We start from the raw sequence: 18,177 nt of genomic DNA on the forward strand, positions 1-18,177 counted from the left end.
ATTAAAAGTTATAAAATCCAAAATTTTGGATCAAAATCACTAGTCAATATTTAAAAAAAAATAAATTCCTGAGACTTCTGATAGCCTTCTAAATGGATAATTGAATTCTCAATAAGATATTAAAAATTTACATTTAGAAGCTGTCCCGTTAATTGTAAAACCTGAAGTTCCGAAAATTTAGCATCGTATTTAGCTAAGTTCTTGTTAGTTCTAGCATTAAGCAAATTAATTTGGGCCTGGCGGAATTCTATAGAAGATATTTGCCCAAGCTTGAACTGCTCTTGAGACCTATTAAAATTATCCTCGTTTGTTAAAACGTTCTTTTCTTGGACTTCGTAGATATACCTTTTGTTTTGGTAATTGCCCAAAGAATTTGCTACATCCCGTTGCACTTCTAAAATTATCTGCTCTTTTAAAAATTGCTGGTTTTCTAACCTTATTTTGGTGTTCTTTACGTTGGTGATGGTACTTCCACCGTCAAAAAGACTCCAGCTTAGATTTAAACCAGCTGAATATCCTTTTGTAGTATTGGTTTGAACAAATGATGTTGAAGGAAGATCACTATTGTTCCACCCGTAAGATCCAGTTAGACCAACAGTGGGTAAATAACCAGATTTACTAACCTTGATGTCGTAGTCAGATATTAATAAGCTACTCTCTATTTGTAACAAGCTAACATTATTCAAATTTGATGTCTTAATAAAGTCTTCAATTTTAATTTCAGACAGGAAGTTTATACTCGTATCAATAGCAATATCTCTAAGCTCGGTTTCTGGCTCATTTAAAATCACCAGCAGATCTCTTTTTGTGTTTTCTAGCTGCTGCTGGGTGTTTAATAATGCAATGCTGTCATTATTCACATCTACTTCTGCATTCAATATTCCTAATCTTGAAGTTTGCCCGTAGTCAAATTGATATTGGGCTCTTATAATTCGCTGTTTAGAGATCTCCAAGGTTTCCTTTAAAACTCCTACATTTTCGGTTAGCCTAGCCACCTCAAAATAGACACTTAGCAATTCTAAAATGGTGTTTTCAATGGTTTCTCTTGCCTCTAGTTCAGTTAACTTATATTGCTCTTTTAATTGTTTGTAATTATAAAGCCTTCCTAAACCATCAAATAAGGCGTAATTTAAATTAAGGGAAGCATTATAACGCTTAGTCTCGGCTCCTTTTAAACTCTGTGCATCTCCTTCTTGAAATTGAGCTTCAATATTCTCTATATTATAATTCGTTCCAGCGTTTGCAGTTATAGTTGGCAAATATCCAGAATTTAAAATTCCTTGATTATTATCGGCAATTTCAATTAAATTTTGAGAACGCTGAATCCCATAATTGGAGTTCAATGTTTTTGTAATAGCCTCATCTTTAGTAAGCACGGTAGTTTGCGCAAAACTGTTTCCGCAGAGAAAGATTAAAAAAAGTATTAGGGAATTATTAATGTGCTTCATGAACTTCTTTTTCTTTTTGTTCTTTAATAGCTCTTTCTACAGCTTCATTATCAACTTTTTTACCTGTAGCCAACCAAATAGTTCCTACTTTAATGTTGTTACTAATGGAAAGAAATAAGGGTAATAAAAGCAATGTAAGTACTGTGGCTATCCCAATTCCATAAGCTATAGAAATTGCCATAGGTTTTAAGAACTGTGCTTGTCTACTCTTTTCGAATATTAATGGAGCTAATCCTGCGATTGTAGTTATTGAAGTTAAAAATATAGCTCGAAATCTAGCGCGCCCAGCTTCATATAGTGCCTTTTCAAACTTCATCCCTTCTACCAAAAAGCTATTGAATTTACCAATAAATACCAATCCATCATTCACCATGATTCCAATTAAAGCTATTATTCCCAATGCTGAAAGTACATTAATTGGGAAACCATGTATCCAATGTCCCCAAGCGATTCCAATAATACTAAAAGGAATCATTAGCATAAGTAATAAAGGCTGACTGTAACTTCTAAAAGTAAATGCAATAGTTGCATATATTAGGAAGAGTACAATAGGTAAAACTTTATTTGCAGAACTAGTAAGTTTATCGGCCTCTCGGTTTTGTCCTTCATAAGAAACAGATAAGGATGGGTATTGTGAAAGTAGATCTGGCATTATGTTATCCTGAATATCTTGTAAAATATCTGTAGCAGAGCCGTTAGGATCTTCCATATCTGCAGATACTCGTATCTCTCTTTTTCCCTCCAAATGGCTTATAGACTCGGTTCCTCTAACAATTTCATAAGTAGCTATTTCTCTGAATGGAACCCGATTTCCTGAAGGTGTTATTAGCCTATAATCATCTAATTGAGTGATAGATGATCTCGCCTCCAGATCATAGCGAACCCAAACTCTAATTTCATCTTGTCCACGCTGGAAACGTTGTGCTTGAGCCCCAAAAAAAGCATTTCTAATTTGCCTCATAACATTGTTAAGATCTAATCCCAATGCGTATGCGTTATTCTTCAACGTGATATCAATTTCCTTAATTCCTTTTGGATCGCTATCTGTAACATCTTTTAACAAGGAGTTATTTTCTAAAATAGCTTTGAGCTCTTCCTTTGCAGCTTCCAATTCAGAAATGTTATTTCCTAATAATGATACAGAAACCGGACTTCCTCCAAAATTCCCTCCAGAACCAAAAGTGAGGCTTTCCACACCAAACACAGGGCCAACTTCCTCTCTAATAGAATTAGTTATCTCTGGAGAACCAAAATCTCTCTCTTCTCCAGGCAATAAATTAACTTGAAGGGAAGCCTTGTTATTTCCTGGCCCAACTTGCTTAATAATATTTTCAACTACTTGCTTGTCTCCAGATTGCTTCTCAGAATATTCCTTATTTACTCTCCATGCAGCTGCTTCTACCATACTAATAATAGAATCTGTCTTAGCAGGATTTGTTCCTTCTGCCATTAAAAGGTCTATAGAAACTCTGTCACTGGCAATACTTGGAAATAAGGTAACTCTTATCCAACCTCCACCAATTGCGCCTATGGTGAGAATTAGAAACACCAATAAGATAGAAAAACTTAATACCTGCTGGTTTAAAACAAATTTTAGAGCAGGGCTGTAAATTTTATCTCTTAAATAAGACATTATTTTATCTCCAGTCCTGTTGAAACCCCTTAGCTTATCAAAAACTTTGGCCATTCCTTTCTTCTCCTCGGTTGCATTTTCTGAATCTCTCCTAAGAGCTTTTGAATGTGCAATATGGGCAGGTAAGATTATTAAAGCTTCCACTAAAGAAACAGTTAATGTAAGTATAACCACTGTTGAAACTTCCCCAAAAAACTCTCCAATCCTGCTATCTAGAAACAAGAAGGTTCCAAAAGCAAGCACCGTAGTGATGATTGCTGAAATAATTGGAGGCACCACTTCCATGGTTCCATCTATCGCAGCCTTCACAGGAGTCTTCCCCATTTCATAATGCTGATAGATGTTTTCTGAAATAACAATACCATCATCCACTAAGATCCCGATTACGATAATCATCCCAAAAAGAGAAAGAACATTAATAGTTACTCCGAATTGTTGAGCAAAAATGAACATTCCCAAGAATGCTACTGGCAACCCAAAAGCTACCCAAAATGCCAGTCTGGTGTTTAGGAAAAATGATAAAAAGAAAAGCACTAATAAAATCCCTATAAAACCATTTTCTAATAACAACATTGTCCGCTGATTTAGAGTAATGGAAGAATCACTTACTACATCCAAACGAACGTTAGTATTCTTTTCATTAAAATTTTCAACATATTCCCGAACCTTTTCTGCGGTAGATACAAGATCTTCGCTATTGGTATTACTTATCTGAATATTTACTGAATTGTTTCCATTAAAATAGGAAGCATTCGGAGTTTCAGAAAAACGATCTCTAATTACTGCAATATCTCCCAAACGAACAGTCTGCCCAGAAGTACTAGCTCTCACTACTAAATTGTTTAAGGCATCGCCGTAATAAGACCTATTATTAGCTCGTATTAAATAATCTTCTGCATTGGTTTTTATGGTTCCTCCAGTAGAAAGTATATTGGCATTTGCTACTGTTGCAGCCACTTCTTCGAAAGAAAGGTTGTAAGCCAAAAGATCATCCTGGCTTACCGCTATCTCTATTTCTTCATCAGGATATCCTGAAATACTAATTTGAGAAATTCCATCTATCGCCCGAAGATCATTTTCTATCTGCTGACTTATTTCTTTCAAAGTTGTAAGGGGAATATTTTCTCCGCTCACCGAAAAACTAATGGTAGGTCTAATTTCTTCCCTTTTAGCCACCACCAGAGGCTCCATTCCTGTTGGGAAATTAGGCACCCTATCTACTGCATTTTTAACTTCGGCTAATAAGGCATCAATATTTTCCCCTTTTTCAATCTCTACAGTGATAGATCCGCCGCTTTCACGGGCAGTAGAAGTAACTCGATCTATACCTACCAAGCCTTTCAAATTATCCTCGATCTTAAGTATAATTCCTTCTTCTATTTCTTCTGGAGAAGAACCTGGATAAGCAACATTTATAGTAATGATTTTAGAGTCTACCAAAGGAAAAAAAGAAGACTTCATATTAAAAACTCCAATCAATCCGAAGATTACAAAAGCGAAGATCAAAACATTTACTGCAACCTCATACTTTATAAAATAACTAATTATTTTTCTCACAACTAGTTATTTTTAGCTAGATTAGAATCTTCACTTATTTCAACCGGCATGCCTACAAATGCTCCCGGTACCGGCGCTGAAATTAATTTTGCACCATTTTCCAAACCTGTGATTACCACAGATTCAGATGAAAAATGAACGGCATCTATTTCTACTAACTGTAGCGTATTGTCTTCTACAACAAAGACTTTATTTTGATCTACTAATAGATTTCTTGCGATAGATAAGGCATTTTCAACATTTCTTGCTTCCAAATTAGCTTCCAGATACATTCCTTCTTTAACTTTAGAATCTTTGATTTTTATAAAAACCTGAACTGTCTGAGAGTTTGCATCTATCTTACTGTTAACCCTGCTTACTTCTCCTTGAAATTGCTGAGTTCCTTCTAGATTTTTAAGAGCAACTCTCTCCCCTACCTTTAGTAAGTCACTAAAGGATTTTCTCACCGCAACCTCTAATTCATATTCTGAAGGATCTATAAATTCCCCAAGTTTTTGACCAGGCCTTACCAAAGATCCTTCCGTAACGGTAGCTTCCGTAAGCACACCATTATAAGGTGCGACAATAGTAAATTTATTAAGTCTGGTTTCTTGATTTTTAATATTATAATATCCCGAAACAATACCTCTCCCGGAAATAAAATAATTCTCTTGGTCTGAAGAAGATTTTGGAAGTGGAGCTAAACTTTTATTAACATCAAAGTTATTTAAATAAGCTTCCCATTTTGGATAAACATCTGGATAATCTAGCCTAAGATCTGGCATTACAGAAGCTATCTTATTATATAATTCACTTTTGGAGGCTCGAACATTCGAAGCATATTCTGCAGCATCAATTCTCAAGAGCATTTGTCCTCTAGAGTATTCTTGTCCGGGTCTAAAAGGTTTCGAACTGCTTCTGAATATACCTTCTACTTCAGAAAAAATGGAGGTTTTTCGTAAAGCAGTAACGGTACCATTTGCAGGAATCACAATAGGAACCGTCCCATTATTAACCATTTGAACATAAACCGTTTTTACTACTTTTTTAGCTGGAGGTCTCTCTATTGTATTACTATCTATAATTGCTTTGGCTACAAAAACAGCACCTATAACAAGAACTACTCCTAGGATGGAAAGGATTATTTTACGCATTATTGACTTTAAATTATACCTTAGACTAACAAAAGTATAAAGCGTTTAATCAACAATCCTTTTAATTATGCTAAAAGTGCAATTTCTTTTATGCTGATGTAATGATTTTGAGTTTCAGAAGATTATTTCGACTTCGCTTCAACAGTTCAAAAATGATTATTTTGAGCTAATCCTTAGAAATTGTCGAAAGCACTAATCAAGATAAAACAAACTATATCTAAACCACTATTTATAGACATAAAAACGGAAAAGCTACCTCAAAAAAATTAAGATATCACCTCTAGCTCCTCTTGCAATTGTTCCCAAGATTTCATTAGCTGCTCAACTTCCTTTTTCTTTTTCTTATAATTTTCAAGAAAATGTGGTTTAGCGGTAGCAGCTTTGTAATTTGTGGCCATCTCATGGTCCAAGGTTTTTATTTCCTTTTCCAGTTTATTAATCTTGGCTTCAGTATTACTTAATTTATTCTGAAGAGATTTGAATTTTTTCTGATCGTTATAAGATTGCTTAGAATTAGAATTGTTAGATACCTCTTTTTGAACTTTATCTCGTTTTTCAATAGCACGCATGTTTTCAACATTGCGTTGATCTAGATAAAAATCTATATCTCCTAAATATTCTTTAATCTTTTTATCCTTGAACTCATAAACAGAATGAGTTAAATTCTGAAGGAAATCTCTATCGTGAGAAACAATTATTAAGGTACCTTCAAAGCTTTTAAGCGCCTCTTTTAGTACGTTTTTAGATTTAATGTCTAAGTGATTGGTTGGCTCATCCATAATAAGCACATTAAAGGGCTGCAGCAACAACTTACAAAGCGCAAGTCTATTTCGTTCTCCCCCAGACAATACTTTGACCTTCTTACTTACCTCGTCTCCTCTAAAAAGGAACGATCCCAACATATCTCTTACTTTACTCCTGGTAGACTCTGTAGCAGCGTCTATCATAGTGTCAAGAACAGTCTTTTCACCATCCAGCTCATCTGCCTGATTCTGCGCGAAATATCCTAACTGTACATTATGTCCAAGTTTTAATTTTCCAGTATGACCAATTTCACCAACTATAACTTTAGCCAGGGTGGTTTTACCTTGTCCGTTTTGTCCAACAAAAGCGATCTTACTGCTTCTTTCTATAAGCAGATCTATATCTTCTAATATTTGAACTGGACCATAAGCTTTACCAATTCCCTCTGTCTCAACTACAATTTTCCCTGGTTGTAAAGAGATTGGAAAACGCAAATTCATTACCGCATTATCATCTTCATCAACCTCTATTCGATCTACCTTATCTAACTTCTTAATTAAGGATTGAGCCATAGATGCTTTGGAAGCTTTAGCACGGAATTTCTCTATCAATTTTTCGGTTTGCTCAATTTGTTTCGCCTGGTTTTTTTGAGAAGCCAATTGTTGCTCTCTCAATTCCTGACGAAGAACTAAATATTGCGAATATGGTTTCTTATAATCGTAGATCTTCCCAAGAGAGATTTCAATGGTTCTATTGGTAACATTATCTAAAAACATCTTATCGTGAGATACAATAATCACACATCCAGGATAATTAGTTAAAAACGATTCTAACCAGATTATAGATTCGATATCCAAGTGGTTCGTTGGCTCATCCAGTAATAAAATATCATTACTTTGTAATAAAAGTTTGGCCAATTCTATACGCATTCTCCAACCTCCAGAGAAAGTATCGGTAAGTTTATCAAATTTATCACGCTCAAAACCAAGGCCAATAAGTACTTTTTCGGTTTCCCCTTGGTAGTTATATCCACCAATAATTTCATATTGATGAGTGATTTCACTAAGATCTTGTATTATTTGGGTGTATTCATCACTTTCGTAATCAGTTCTAGTAGCTAACTGCTCATTGATAAAATCGATCTTTTTCTCCATCTGCTTGATCTCAACAAAGGCTTGTTGTGCCTCTTGGATCACAGTACGACCTTGAATAAAATCTATGTCTTGTTTTAAGAAACCAATTTTAAGCTCCTTGTCTTTAGCTATTTGCCCTGTATCTGCCTCTTGTTCCCCTGAAAGGATTTTAAGCATTGTAGACTTTCCCGCACCGTTCTTACCAATAAGTCCTACGCGATCTCCCGCGCCAAGTCTAAAGGTAATTTCATCAAATAAACTCTCGCCTCCGAATGAAATAGATAAATTATGAATGTTAAGCATTATTTTACTCTAAATTTTTTGCAAAGATGCCTATTTTTGCTTTACTAAAAAAATAGAAATGCAATTCTTAAAAGGTTCAAAATCATATAGTATACTAACAGGCACTTGTCCCGTGTGTCAGAAAGAAAGTATGTACGTAGATTCCAACCCTTATAAGCTGCAAAATATTTTAAAAATGCATGAAAGATGTTCGCATTGCGGGACAAAATATAAAATAGAACCTTCTTTTTTCTTTGGGGCAATGTATGTAAGCTATGCCTTAGGAGTTGCCGTTTCTGTTGCAGCTTTTATAATAGCACATGTATTTCTTGGAGGAGAACTCATGACCACATTTATTGCCATTACATTAAGCTTAATTGTATTAATGCCAATAATACTTAGGCTTTCCAGAAATATATGGATAAATATGTTTTTAAATTATAACGAAGCTGTTTGATATAATTTAGCAAATCTGCGAATGTCTATTTCTTCGGAAAGAGGTATTGAATCTTCTATGTTACTAATTAATTCTGAAGCAACCGTAGGTCCAATAAGGACTCCTCTGCTGCCAAAACCATTGCAACAATACATATTGTCATATTCAGGATGTTGACCTACTAACGGCTTTCTATCGTTAGTAGCAGGACGAATCCCCGCAACTTGATCCACCACTTCAAAATCACATTTTAAAAATCCATTTAATTTCTCTAGCAAATAGTTTTTCCCATCTTCAGTTGGTTCCTTAGATTTATCCCAATTATTATATGTTGCACCAACTTTATAAAGATCGTTTCCTAGAGGAATAATAAAAACCGAAGATTTTACGGCAACTTCCAACTTTAAGCCTTCAGCTTTAATAATAAGATATTCTCCTTTATTCCCATTTAAAGGCAAATAATTGAAATATGGATTCTTTTTTAATCCGAAGCCATCGCAAAATATAATCTTTTTAGCTTTCCAGTTTTTATAAGTATAATGATCTTCATTTATTTTTAAATGATCAAAATCGAAGGTCTCTTGCTGAAACGAATTTATTTCAGCTAAATAATCACGATATTTTTCTAGTAGGATCTCTGTATTTATTACTCCGGTTTCTTTAACAAGTCCAAATGAATGCGATGAGGGAATATGTGGATTAATTGTCGAAACTAATTTCTCATCCAAAAATCTACTTAAATAAGGCTTATCCATTGCAGAAAACCAGTTATTTTGTTCTTCAATAGAATGGAATCTTCTATAAATGGGTAAAGCTTGGACTAAATTGATATTTAATTTTTTCTCTAAGGAACCATAAAAAGAAAGGGCAATATCTAATTGTTCATTTGCGTTCCATGCCAGTGTAAATCTCTTTAATATAACTGGATTATAAATTCCCCCTGCGACTGTAGAAGAAGATTGGGAGTTATCATCAAACACAAGGATCTTTTTGTCTTTAGCAAGTAACTTTTCAGAAATAGCAATCCCACTCAAACCAGAACCTACAATTATATAATCTAACATAGTTTACAGAATCTACTACATAAGGCAAGCTCACAACAAAAAAGACACCAAAACTAATTTGAAATCAAAGAGATTCGCGGGAAACTAAACCCTATGTGAGGGATTAAAAAACGCCCCGGAATTTCCGGAGCGCTTAGTTTACTTAAAAATTGAAACTTAGTAGTTCCACATATCTGATTCAAAATTCCGGATTTGTTCTTTAATCCTTTCAGATTCTAATAATTGCATAAAAGCATTCTCAGCAATATATTCATCTACTTCACGATCACCTTGTACATTATCCTCTTTATAGATCACAGCATTAAATCTTCTCGCATTCAGCAAATGATCAAATGTTATAGATTGAGCGGTATTGCTTCCATTAAAAGCATTATTATCAAATAAAACTTCACGAGCATCTGGAAACCAAACCCAAAATAATTCAACTAAATCTGGTGTCTCATCATCAATGAAATTTACATCTGGAGCAACTGGAGCAATTCCTAATATTCTATATTTCAACTCAGCCATACGCTTATCGAAATACCACATTCCACGAATATGATATTCTGCAATGTCTGCTGAAGTTATATCTCTTCTATCAATGAACTGCTGATCTATTTCTTCTCCGGCATTATACTGTTCAACCCCAAGATCTGTAGTATCTACCTTAGAGATAGCCGCACTAATATCGCTCAAAGTTCTCTTTTCATTAAAGTAAGAATCTGCATAGATATTCTTGATCTTTCCAGATTTTATCCCTGTCATTAGAACATCATATAGTGATCTTCTATTAGAACCAATATTATTGGTATCTATAGGATAATACATAGGGAAGTTAACGCGTTCATCTAGATCTATGATCTCCCATGTATTTTTAGACCACAAGACATCCCTATCATCTACAAAACCATAAGGCAATGGTTTGCTTTCTTTCTTCACCGCTTTCTCCCCCTCAGATAACTGTCCAATTTGATCTGGAGAGGTCGCATTTAGCATATTCGCCTGTCCCATTACCGAACCGGTAATAAGCAATCCAAATACACCAATCATAATCTGATTCCACTTCATTATAATGAATTTATTAGTTTGTTAACTCCACAAATACTGGAGATACTTTCTTAAGTTTATATCCGCTATTGGTAGCTAATTGCGCCTCAATATCGAATATTTGTACCGTCTCACCTCTTCCTGCACGTCTTAATGCCGCTTTAGAAGAAGCGTCCAATCTACCGCCATTAACTTTAATGGTAGGCTGACCTGACACTTTAAAACTGAACCCTGTTACTCTTAATCCTAACTCAAAATCAAAATCTGGTAAAATTGCACCAACTTCTGAAATCTCTAAACTGTTACGTTGCATTTTAACTGCACCATCTTCCCCACGAATGGTTCCAACAGGTCTAGGGATATCTTTAACTCTAAAGCTCTTTTTATCTGAAACCGTCTCACCACCAGGAAGTTTACCACTCACACTAATAGTTACTTCTCTGGCTTGTAATGTTGTAACATCCATTACATATTTACCTGCACCTCCAGCTGGACTAAGTCCAGGAGCATTTGCAGTTACACTCCCTACTCCAGGAATGGAAATAGTCATAGGGTTTTGAACTCCACGATATACCACATTCATTTTATCTGCTGAAATTACTGCAGAATTTGGTTTTGGGATTACAGCATAAGAGCTAGAAATAGGAATTTTCACAACAGAATCACCCTCCTTAAACTGAATCTCACCTTTAATCTCTTGCTCACCAACATTCCCTGCAGGGAAATCAAGAACAACTTGTCCGGCTTGAGAGCTTTCAACTTTCTTGCCATTAACTACAACATTGTCAAACTTTAACGTATTATCTACTCTTCCTAAAACTACTTTTCCCTTAAAGTTTTCACCACTAAAGAATGCTGTTTTAGAAGGTACAACAATAGCTTCATAATTAGTTAAAGAAACTTCACTCTGTAATTGTCCAGATAACATTGCTGAAAGAATTTCACTTTCTGTAGACTTAACGTCTGCTTGTGTTTGTGTAAGTTGAGTAATAGAAGCCACTAAAGGAAAACCTTCATAACGATATTTTAACCATTCTACATTAGCACCATCTACCTTAACAGATTCAGTTGAGAATTCTGTTTGCACATTTTGTATTATTTTTTCGAATCCTTTTTCGCTACCAATAATAGATACAACGCCATTTTTATAACTGGCCATTTTATCTAAGAATTCTTGACCTTTTGGGCTAATTCTACCGCTTTGAAAAAACATTTCATCCAACTCATTGGATTTATCCATTTCCTCATATTCAGTCTTATCATTTACATTAGCTAAAAGATCAGATTTTAAAGTTTCTAAATAAGAGTTAAAATCTTCAGACAAAACATGAATTTTATCTGCTTTTTCTTTTAAAGGAGCATACTTTGCAGGCTGTTCGCCCACTTTCTCTTCCAATCCTGCTAAGAACGCATTGTTCCTTTGAGCGGTTGTGGTATTAGACTCTGCTAATTTTTCATTCATTAATCCAAAAGCGGTAAGTACCTCTTTAGACATATTTAAAGCCAACATTGCAATGAAAACCAAGTACATTAGGTTAATCATCTTCTGTCTTGGTGATTGTTTTCCAGACGCCATGTATAATTATTTTAGTTTTTTATTAGATCAATTCTAGTCATTACAACTAAATAATTATGCTCTTCCATTCACATTCATTGCAGTAAGCATACCACCATAAACTCCATTTAATGAAGATAGGTTCTCTGCCATAGAACTCATTTGATCTTTTAATTTAACTGCATTTTGTGCAACTTCTTCATTAACCTCCGCTTGTCTAGCAGCAGATTCTACTTGCACTTTATATAAGTTGTTCAATGTTTCCATTTGAGCTGCAGCCACACCTAATTCTTCACTGTATTTTCTTTGAGAAACCATAGAATCAACGGTAGGTGCAATTCCTTTAGCTGCTCCTTCAAAATTACGAATGCTAGTTCCAAGGCTTTCCATTAGATTAGCATCAATCTTAGCTTCTTTCAACATAACATCTAACTTCTTAGATAGAGATGCTTCAGTTTCTTTATCATCTTCAATTAAAGCATTGTGTCTTGCAGCTGCAGAACCTCCATTTAATTCTGGATATACTAAAGCCCAATCAAGATCATCATCTACAGGCTCAAATGCGGAGATCGCAAATACAATAGCTTCAGTAATTAATCCAATAATCAGCATTAAATTTCCAAAAGGCCAGTGCATAATTTTAAAAAGAGCTCCGATAATTACTACCGCGGCTCCAAGGCCATACACCATATTCATGAATTTCATTCTATTCTTTGACTTTGCCATAACAGTTGATTGAGTTGTCTTGTTGGTTATTATTAATTTGGGTTCTTATTCTTTTTTATTAATTTTTTGGAGATTGGTTTAAAGTAACATCTGTTCCAAGATAATCTTGTACTGTTCTAAAACCAATATAACTTCTCGCTGTATCTGAGTATTCATAATCTCTTGTGCTTACTTGTAGGAAATAAGCAACATCTTTCCAAGATCCGCCTCTTACTACCTTTCGCATATCGTTTTCATCATTTACGGTAGGATTCATAGAAGACATATATTCATAAGCAGCTGGATCGTAAGAAGAATTTACCCATTCTGCTACATTTCCTGCCATATTATATAAATTATAATCATTTGGTTCATAAGATTTTGCCTCCACAGTATACAAAGCTTGATCTGCCGCATAATCCCCTCTTAAAGGTTTGAAGTTAGCCATAAAACAACCTCTGTCATTTTTAGCATATGGCCCACCCCATGGAAAGGTTGCAGATTGTAAACCTCCTCTTGCAGCATATTCCCATTCTGCTTCAGTTGGCAATCTATAGAAAGGAACATCGTGATCTCCTTTAGATTTTCTGTATGAATTATGGTACAATGTTCTCCACTGAGTAAAAGCTTTAGCTTGCTTCCAGCTAACCCCAACTACAGGGTAATCATCAAAGGCGGTATGCCAATAATAATCGTTATGCATAGGTTCGTTGTAAGAATAATTGAAATCTTTGATCCAAACAGTTGTATCCGGATACACATTCACTTCTTCAGTAACTATAAAATCACTTCTCTTTTGAGTTTTTGTCCTTGCCGCTTTCTGAATATCCATCCAACGGTATTTGAATTTCAACTTTTTAACGTCTATAGTTCTTTGTCCGTTATAAGATTCTTCCAAAGGAATATACATAGAATCCATTACACGAGTATATGCTTCATCTGGATAATCTCTAGTATCCCAGATAATATCGATATCTTTATTCAGCTTTCTTCCTTGATAATCTTCAGAAAATTGAGTGTAGTTATCGTACATATATTTCTCATATACGGTCATATCTTCCTCGTTAGAATCTAGAAACGCATATTCTCCTATACCATCTTGATCTCCGGTTGCACCTTCAAAATCTGCTTCAATAGCAAGATTCATTCTAACTATAGAATCACGCACCCAATTGGTGAATTGTCTATATTCAGTATTAGTAATTTCTGTTTCGTCCATATAAAAAGAACGCACTGTAACCGTTTTAGTTGGCGCATTTTTCGCATCGGCGATATCGTCATCTGCCTTACCCATAATGAATGCACCACCTGGTATTAACGTCATTCCAAAAGGTTTCTCCGGATTCCATCTCTTACCTTGCGCACCTACAAGTTGCCCACGATCACCACTGTTACAGCTCGCAAGCATAGTAATTACAGCAATAAGCGAAAATAATTTCTTCATAATATCTCTCTGGTTATGACATATTTGATTTAGGTAGTAAACCTATCCAAATAAATTTTAAAAAACAATACTTTTTGCAAAAATACAGTAATATATGAATATGCTACCAAAATTTTAAACTTCGTTCTTCCTTTTGGTCTTATACCATCTCTCTGGAATAACTTGATTGCAAGCCTCTAAGTAATCCTCATGGTTGCAAGGTAATAACGTATGCCTTTTAAGTTTAGTATTAGAATTTGAAATAAAAGGTATCTCTATCCACCATCTACCGGTTCTGGGACTTTTAAAAAATACTAGAATCTCATCTTCTATTGGCACTTGGTATTTAGTGAAATCCTTTTTAGCCGTAAGAGTGTTCTCATTAGATCTGTAATTAACTCCTTCTATAAAATACCAGATCATCTGAGCTATTAACATGTTGCCGGTTTCAGAATAATTAGAAGTATACTCATAGATCCCAAAGGAAGAAACTTTATCGCTTATTCCGGCATAACGCGATAGGGCACAAATTTCCTTTCCATCAAATCCGTTAGGGGAATTGTTTGGGGAACTATTAATTGAAGACGCATTCACAGCATTAAGATCTATGCCAACTAAATTTGCATCTCTCATTACTGGCTCAACAATTTTTATATTATTTGAAACCTCACCTAGCCTAAAAGCATCAAAGAACAAACGTTCCATCAAACCAATTTCCTCCTGGGAGTTATAATATGTTTGATAGCCTACATTAGAATAATTAAATAAATTATAAGGCTTATTCACTACTATTTTACCAATATAGGATTTACTACTTATTGGCTTTTCTGCATCTCCTAGATCAAATCTCGAATCTACATTAACAAGATTGACCATTTGCTCCACAAAATCGTATGCTCTATATTGTGCGTAAATTAAATCTTGACTTCCACCTAAAATTATTGGAATAATATTTTTCTTGAGTAGCTGTTTTACTAAGCTCTGCAATGCAAAATAAGTATCTTCTACAGTCTCTCCTTTATCTATAGAACCAAGATCCGCAATATTTAAATCCCAGTTTCCCGGATACAGGCTATAAATAGATCTTCTTATTTTATTGAAATTAAGAAACTCATCTTCATAACCATCTGCTAATCTATTTTCATTTACTGAAACTATTGCAATCTGAACATTTTCAAGATCAGGAATTCCTGAGGCTTGAGTATGAACCAGTAATTGGCTTCCTAAATTATGTGATTTTGCCGAAACAATTTCTTCAAATAATTCTTGCTCTACAGGTCTTAAAAATTCAAAATCCATCAATTACTTCTTTTTGGGAGCTGGTTTCTTTTTAGCGGCAGGTTTCTTTGCTGGCGCCTTTTTCTTAGCAGCAGCTTTCTTTTTCGCAGGTTTCTTCTTAGTATTCTTTTCTATAATTTCCTGCACCTCAACTAGAGTTAGTTTAGTTGCATCTACAGTTTTAGGCAATTCGATCTTGGTTTTTCCCTTTATGATATTAGAGCGTCCCCATCGTGCTTTTTCTACACGAATCCCTTCTTCTTCCCAATTATGTAGCACCTTATCTATTTCCTTCTGAATCTTATCTGCAATAAGCTCTTCTATATTGGCGTTGGTTAAATTATCAAAGTCGTATTTCTTATTTACATTGATGAATATATTATTCCACTTTAAAAATGGTCCAAATCTACCAACTCCTTTTTGCACAGGAAGCTCATTGTAAAAATATATTGGAGCATCTGCTTTTTCTTTCGCTTCAATAAGCTCTAAAGCACGTTCCATATCTACACTCATAGGATCTTCCCCTTTATCTAAGGAAACGAATTTCCCCGCATATTTTACATAGGGTCCAAATCTTCCGTTATTTACCTCAACTGGCTTTCCTTCCCACTCTCCTATTTCTTTCGGAAGTTGGAAAAGATCCATAGCTTCTTCATAAGTGATAGAATCTAAAGACTGATTCGGCGTTAATCCCGCAAATCTTGGTTTTTCCTCATCTTCTACAGATCCAATTTGCACCATCGGCCCAAATTTCCCTAAACGTACACTTACAGGTTTTCCAGACTCAGGATCTTTCCCTAAAACCCGTTCCCCTACTTCTCTATCTGCATTTGCTGCAACATCTAATACTTGAGGATGAAATTCAGAATAAAAGTCTCTCAACATTTTAGTCCATTCCTCGTTTCCTTCAGCTATATCATCAAAACTCTGCTCTACTTTCGCCGTAAAGTTATAATCTAAAATATTAGAAAAGTGCATCACTAAAAAGTCATTCACAACCTGACCAACTGCTGTAGGAACTAACTTTCCTTTATCACTTCCAATATTTTCAGTTAATTCCTGTTCACTGAACTTATCATTTTTCAAGCTTAACTGCGCATATTTTCGCTCAACACCATCTACAGTTCCTTTTTCTACATAATTACGATTCTGGATGGTAGAAATAGTAGGCGCGTAGGTGGAAGGTCTTCCTATCCCTAATTCCTCTAATTTCTTAACCAAAGAAGCTTCCGTATATCTATAAGGAGGCCTTGTAAATCTCTCTGTAGCGGTGATATAATTATTGTCCAATTTCTCATTTACTCGTAAAGCAGGAAGCATTCCTTCTTGCTCTTCATCTTCATCATCACTTCCTTCTAAATACACTTTTAAGAAACCTTCAAATTTCAAAACCTCACCATTAGCGGTGAATTGCTTATCGTGCTTGTCAGCTTCAATCTTCACGTTTGTACGCTCTAACTGTGCATCACTCATTTGAGAAGCGATAGCTCTTTTCCAGATCAATTCATACAAACGCTCTTGATCGCGATCTGCATTTACTGTATGATTCTCAAAATTTGTTGGCCTAATCGCTTCGTGAGCCTCTTGTGCTCCTTTAGATTTTCCTTTAAATTGTCTTGTTTTGCTGAATTTCTCCCCGTATGCTTTCAGAATTTCATCTTTTGCACCTTTTCGGGCATCATCAGATAAATTTACAGAATCTGTTCTCATATAAGTAATATGGCCCGCTTCGTATAAACGTTGCGCCATAGTCATAGTTTTACTTACTGAAAAATACAACTTTCTTGATGCCTCTTGCTGAAGCGTAGAAGTTGTAAATGGCGGTGCTGGAGATTTTTTAGCGGGCTTAGTAGTAAGATCTGCTACTTTAAAATTAGCCTGCTGATTCTCTAAAAGAAACTTTTCTGCTTCTTCCTTAGTATCAAAATTACGAGGCAATTTTGCTTTTAAAGTTTTTCCTTCTTCTGTAGTAAACTCTGCATCTATTCTATAAGACGCCTCTGCATTGAAATCGTTGATCTCTCGTTCTCTTTCTACTATTAAACGTACAGATACAGATTGCACCCTTCCCGCAGAAAGCCCACCTTTCACTTTTCTCCATAACACAGGAGAAAGCTCATATCCCACTAATCTATCCAATACTCTTCTTGCCTGTTGAGCATTTACGAGATCATAATTAATATCTCGCGGATTTTCTATAGCTTTTAAGATCGCTGTTTTGGTGATCTCGTGAAACACTATTCTTTTAGTTCTATCTTTATCTAGTTTAAGCTCTTCGGCTAAATGCCATGCGATTGCCTCTCCCTCTCGATCCTCATCACTTGCTAACCAAACCATTTCAGCAATCTTTGCCTGCTTCTTTAATTTGCTAACTACATCTTTCTTATCCTTAGATACTATATATTTAGGTTTAAAATCCCCTTCTGTATCCACTCCCAATTCTTTGGTAGGTAAGTCTGCAATATGCCCAAAGCTGGACATTACAGTAAAATCCTTCCCTAAAAATTTTTCGATGGTTTTGGCTTTGGCCGGAGACTCTACAATCACTAAATTCTTTGCCATAAATCTTTTTTTCTAGTTGCAAAAGTAGGGCAATTTTTAAATATGACTTACATCTTTATTAAAATCGCATAAAAATGTGGTTGTTTGATCTTCAAAATTATTTCAATGAGAGGTATTGACCTGTCTTTTTAAGGGTGCAATAAAATAGGGAGATTGTAAAGCATTAAACCCATTATTCAGATTTAAAAAACTAAG

12 protein-coding genes are annotated in these 18,177 nt (G+C 35.0%); 1 reads left to right on the top strand and 11 read right to left on the bottom strand.

The features are described from left to right. Positions 1–119: 119 nt before the first annotated feature. From I130_RS02975 to I130_RS02990, 4 genes are all read right to left on the bottom strand, one after another. Positions 120–1,448 (bottom strand): TolC family protein, encoded by a 1,329-nt coding sequence (locus I130_RS02975; protein ID WP_034919187.1) that lies wholly within the window; start codon positions 1,446–1,448, stop codon positions 120–122. Then, positions 1,435–4,638 carry an efflux RND transporter permease subunit gene (locus I130_RS02980; protein WP_034919190.1) on the bottom strand — a complete coding sequence of 1,068 codons (3,204 nt, stop codon included), beginning with the start codon at positions 4,636–4,638 and terminating at the stop codon, positions 1,435–1,437. Before I130_RS02980 ends, I130_RS02975 begins: the two co-directional genes overlap by 14 nt. Positions 4,639–4,640: 2 nt before the next feature. Beyond that, complete coding sequence (locus I130_RS02985) at positions 4,641–5,771, bottom strand: efflux RND transporter periplasmic adaptor subunit (RefSeq protein WP_034919193.1); 1,131 nt, start codon at positions 5,769–5,771, stop codon at positions 4,641–4,643. 266 nt (positions 5,772–6,037) lie between these two features. Then, a complete protein-coding gene (locus tag I130_RS02990) occupies positions 6,038–7,951 on the bottom strand; it encodes an ABC-F family ATP-binding cassette domain-containing protein (protein ID WP_034919197.1) in 1,914 nt (637 codons plus the stop codon). Positions 7,952–8,009: 58 nt separating this feature from the next. Between I130_RS02990 and I130_RS02995 the strand changes: the two genes are divergently transcribed. Then, positions 8,010–8,387, top strand: a complete 378-nt coding sequence (locus I130_RS02995; RefSeq protein ID WP_034919200.1) for a DUF983 domain-containing protein — start codon at positions 8,010–8,012, stop codon at positions 8,385–8,387. Here I130_RS02995 and I130_RS03000 read toward each other — a convergent pair. The 7 genes from I130_RS03000 to topA all read right to left on the bottom strand — a co-directional run bounded on the left by I130_RS03000 (position 8,369) and on the right by topA (position 17,982). Further along, complete coding sequence (locus tag I130_RS03000) at positions 8,369–9,430, bottom strand: NAD(P)/FAD-dependent oxidoreductase (protein ID WP_034919203.1); 1,062 nt, start codon at positions 9,428–9,430, stop codon at positions 8,369–8,371. The genes I130_RS02995 and I130_RS03000 overlap by 19 nt on opposite strands. 156 nt (positions 9,431–9,586) lie before the next feature. Then, positions 9,587–10,480, bottom strand: a complete 894-nt coding sequence (gene gldN / locus I130_RS03005) for a gliding motility protein GldN (protein WP_034919206.1) — start codon at positions 10,478–10,480, stop codon at positions 9,587–9,589. Positions 10,481–10,493: 13 nt separating this feature from the next. Then, entirely contained in the window at positions 10,494–12,035 is a 1,542-nt protein-coding gene (gene gldM / locus I130_RS03010; RefSeq protein ID WP_034919209.1) for a gliding motility protein GldM, read from the bottom strand. A 54-nt stretch (positions 12,036–12,089) separates the two neighbouring features. Next, the gene (gene gldL / locus I130_RS03015) at positions 12,090–12,740 is read right to left on the bottom strand and encodes a gliding motility protein GldL (RefSeq protein WP_034919212.1); all 651 of its coding nucleotides are present in this window, start codon (positions 12,738–12,740) and stop codon (positions 12,090–12,092) included. 58 nt (positions 12,741–12,798) lie between these two features. After that, on the bottom strand, positions 12,799–14,163 hold the full coding sequence (gldK, locus tag I130_RS03020; protein ID WP_034919216.1) for a gliding motility lipoprotein GldK: 1,365 nt from the start codon (positions 14,161–14,163) through the stop codon (positions 12,799–12,801). 114 nt (positions 14,164–14,277) lie between these two features. Continuing rightward, a complete protein-coding gene (locus tag I130_RS03025) occupies positions 14,278–15,441 on the bottom strand; it encodes a formimidoylglutamase (protein WP_034920449.1) in 1,164 nt (387 codons plus the stop codon). A 3-nt stretch (positions 15,442–15,444) separates the two neighbouring features. Further along, entirely contained in the window at positions 15,445–17,982 is a 2,538-nt protein-coding gene (topA, locus tag I130_RS03030) for a type I DNA topoisomerase (RefSeq protein ID WP_034919220.1), read from the bottom strand. Positions 17,983–18,177: the final 195 nt, after the last annotated feature.

This window comes from Gillisia sp. CAL575, from assembly GCF_000403785.1.
Classification (GTDB): domain Bacteria; phylum Bacteroidota; class Bacteroidia; order Flavobacteriales; family Flavobacteriaceae; genus Gillisia.

Bases quoted from the DNA above. Each gene is read 5' to 3' on its own strand.
- I130_RS02975 (WP_034919187.1), bottom strand. From the start codon at position 1,448: ATGAAGCACATTAATAATTCCCTAATACTTTTTTTAATCTTTCTCTGC.
- I130_RS02985 (WP_034919193.1), bottom strand. From the start codon at position 5,771: ATGCGTAAAATAATCCTTTCCATCCTAGGAGTAGTTCTTGTTATAGGT.
- I130_RS02990 (WP_034919197.1), bottom strand. From the start codon at position 7,951: ATGCTTAACATTCATAATTTATCTATTTCATTCGGAGGCGAGAGTTTA.
- I130_RS02995 (WP_034919200.1), top strand. From the start codon at position 8,010: ATGCAATTCTTAAAAGGTTCAAAATCATATAGTATACTAACAGGCACT.
- I130_RS03000 (WP_034919203.1), bottom strand. From the start codon at position 9,430: ATGTTAGATTATATAATTGTAGGTTCTGGTTTGAGTGGGATTGCTATT.
- gldN (WP_034919206.1), bottom strand. From the start codon at position 10,480: ATGAAGTGGAATCAGATTATGATTGGTGTATTTGGATTGCTTATTACC.
- gldM (WP_034919209.1), bottom strand. From the start codon at position 12,035: ATGGCGTCTGGAAAACAATCACCAAGACAGAAGATGATTAACCTAATG.
- gldL (WP_034919212.1), bottom strand. From the start codon at position 12,740: ATGGCAAAGTCAAAGAATAGAATGAAATTCATGAATATGGTGTATGGC.
- gldK (WP_034919216.1), bottom strand. From the start codon at position 14,163: ATGAAGAAATTATTTTCGCTTATTGCTGTAATTACTATGCTTGCGAGC.
- I130_RS03025 (WP_034920449.1), bottom strand. From the start codon at position 15,441: ATGGATTTTGAATTTTTAAGACCTGTAGAGCAAGAATTATTTGAAGAA.
- topA (WP_034919220.1), bottom strand. From the start codon at position 17,982: ATGGCAAAGAATTTAGTGATTGTAGAGTCTCCGGCCAAAGCCAAAACC.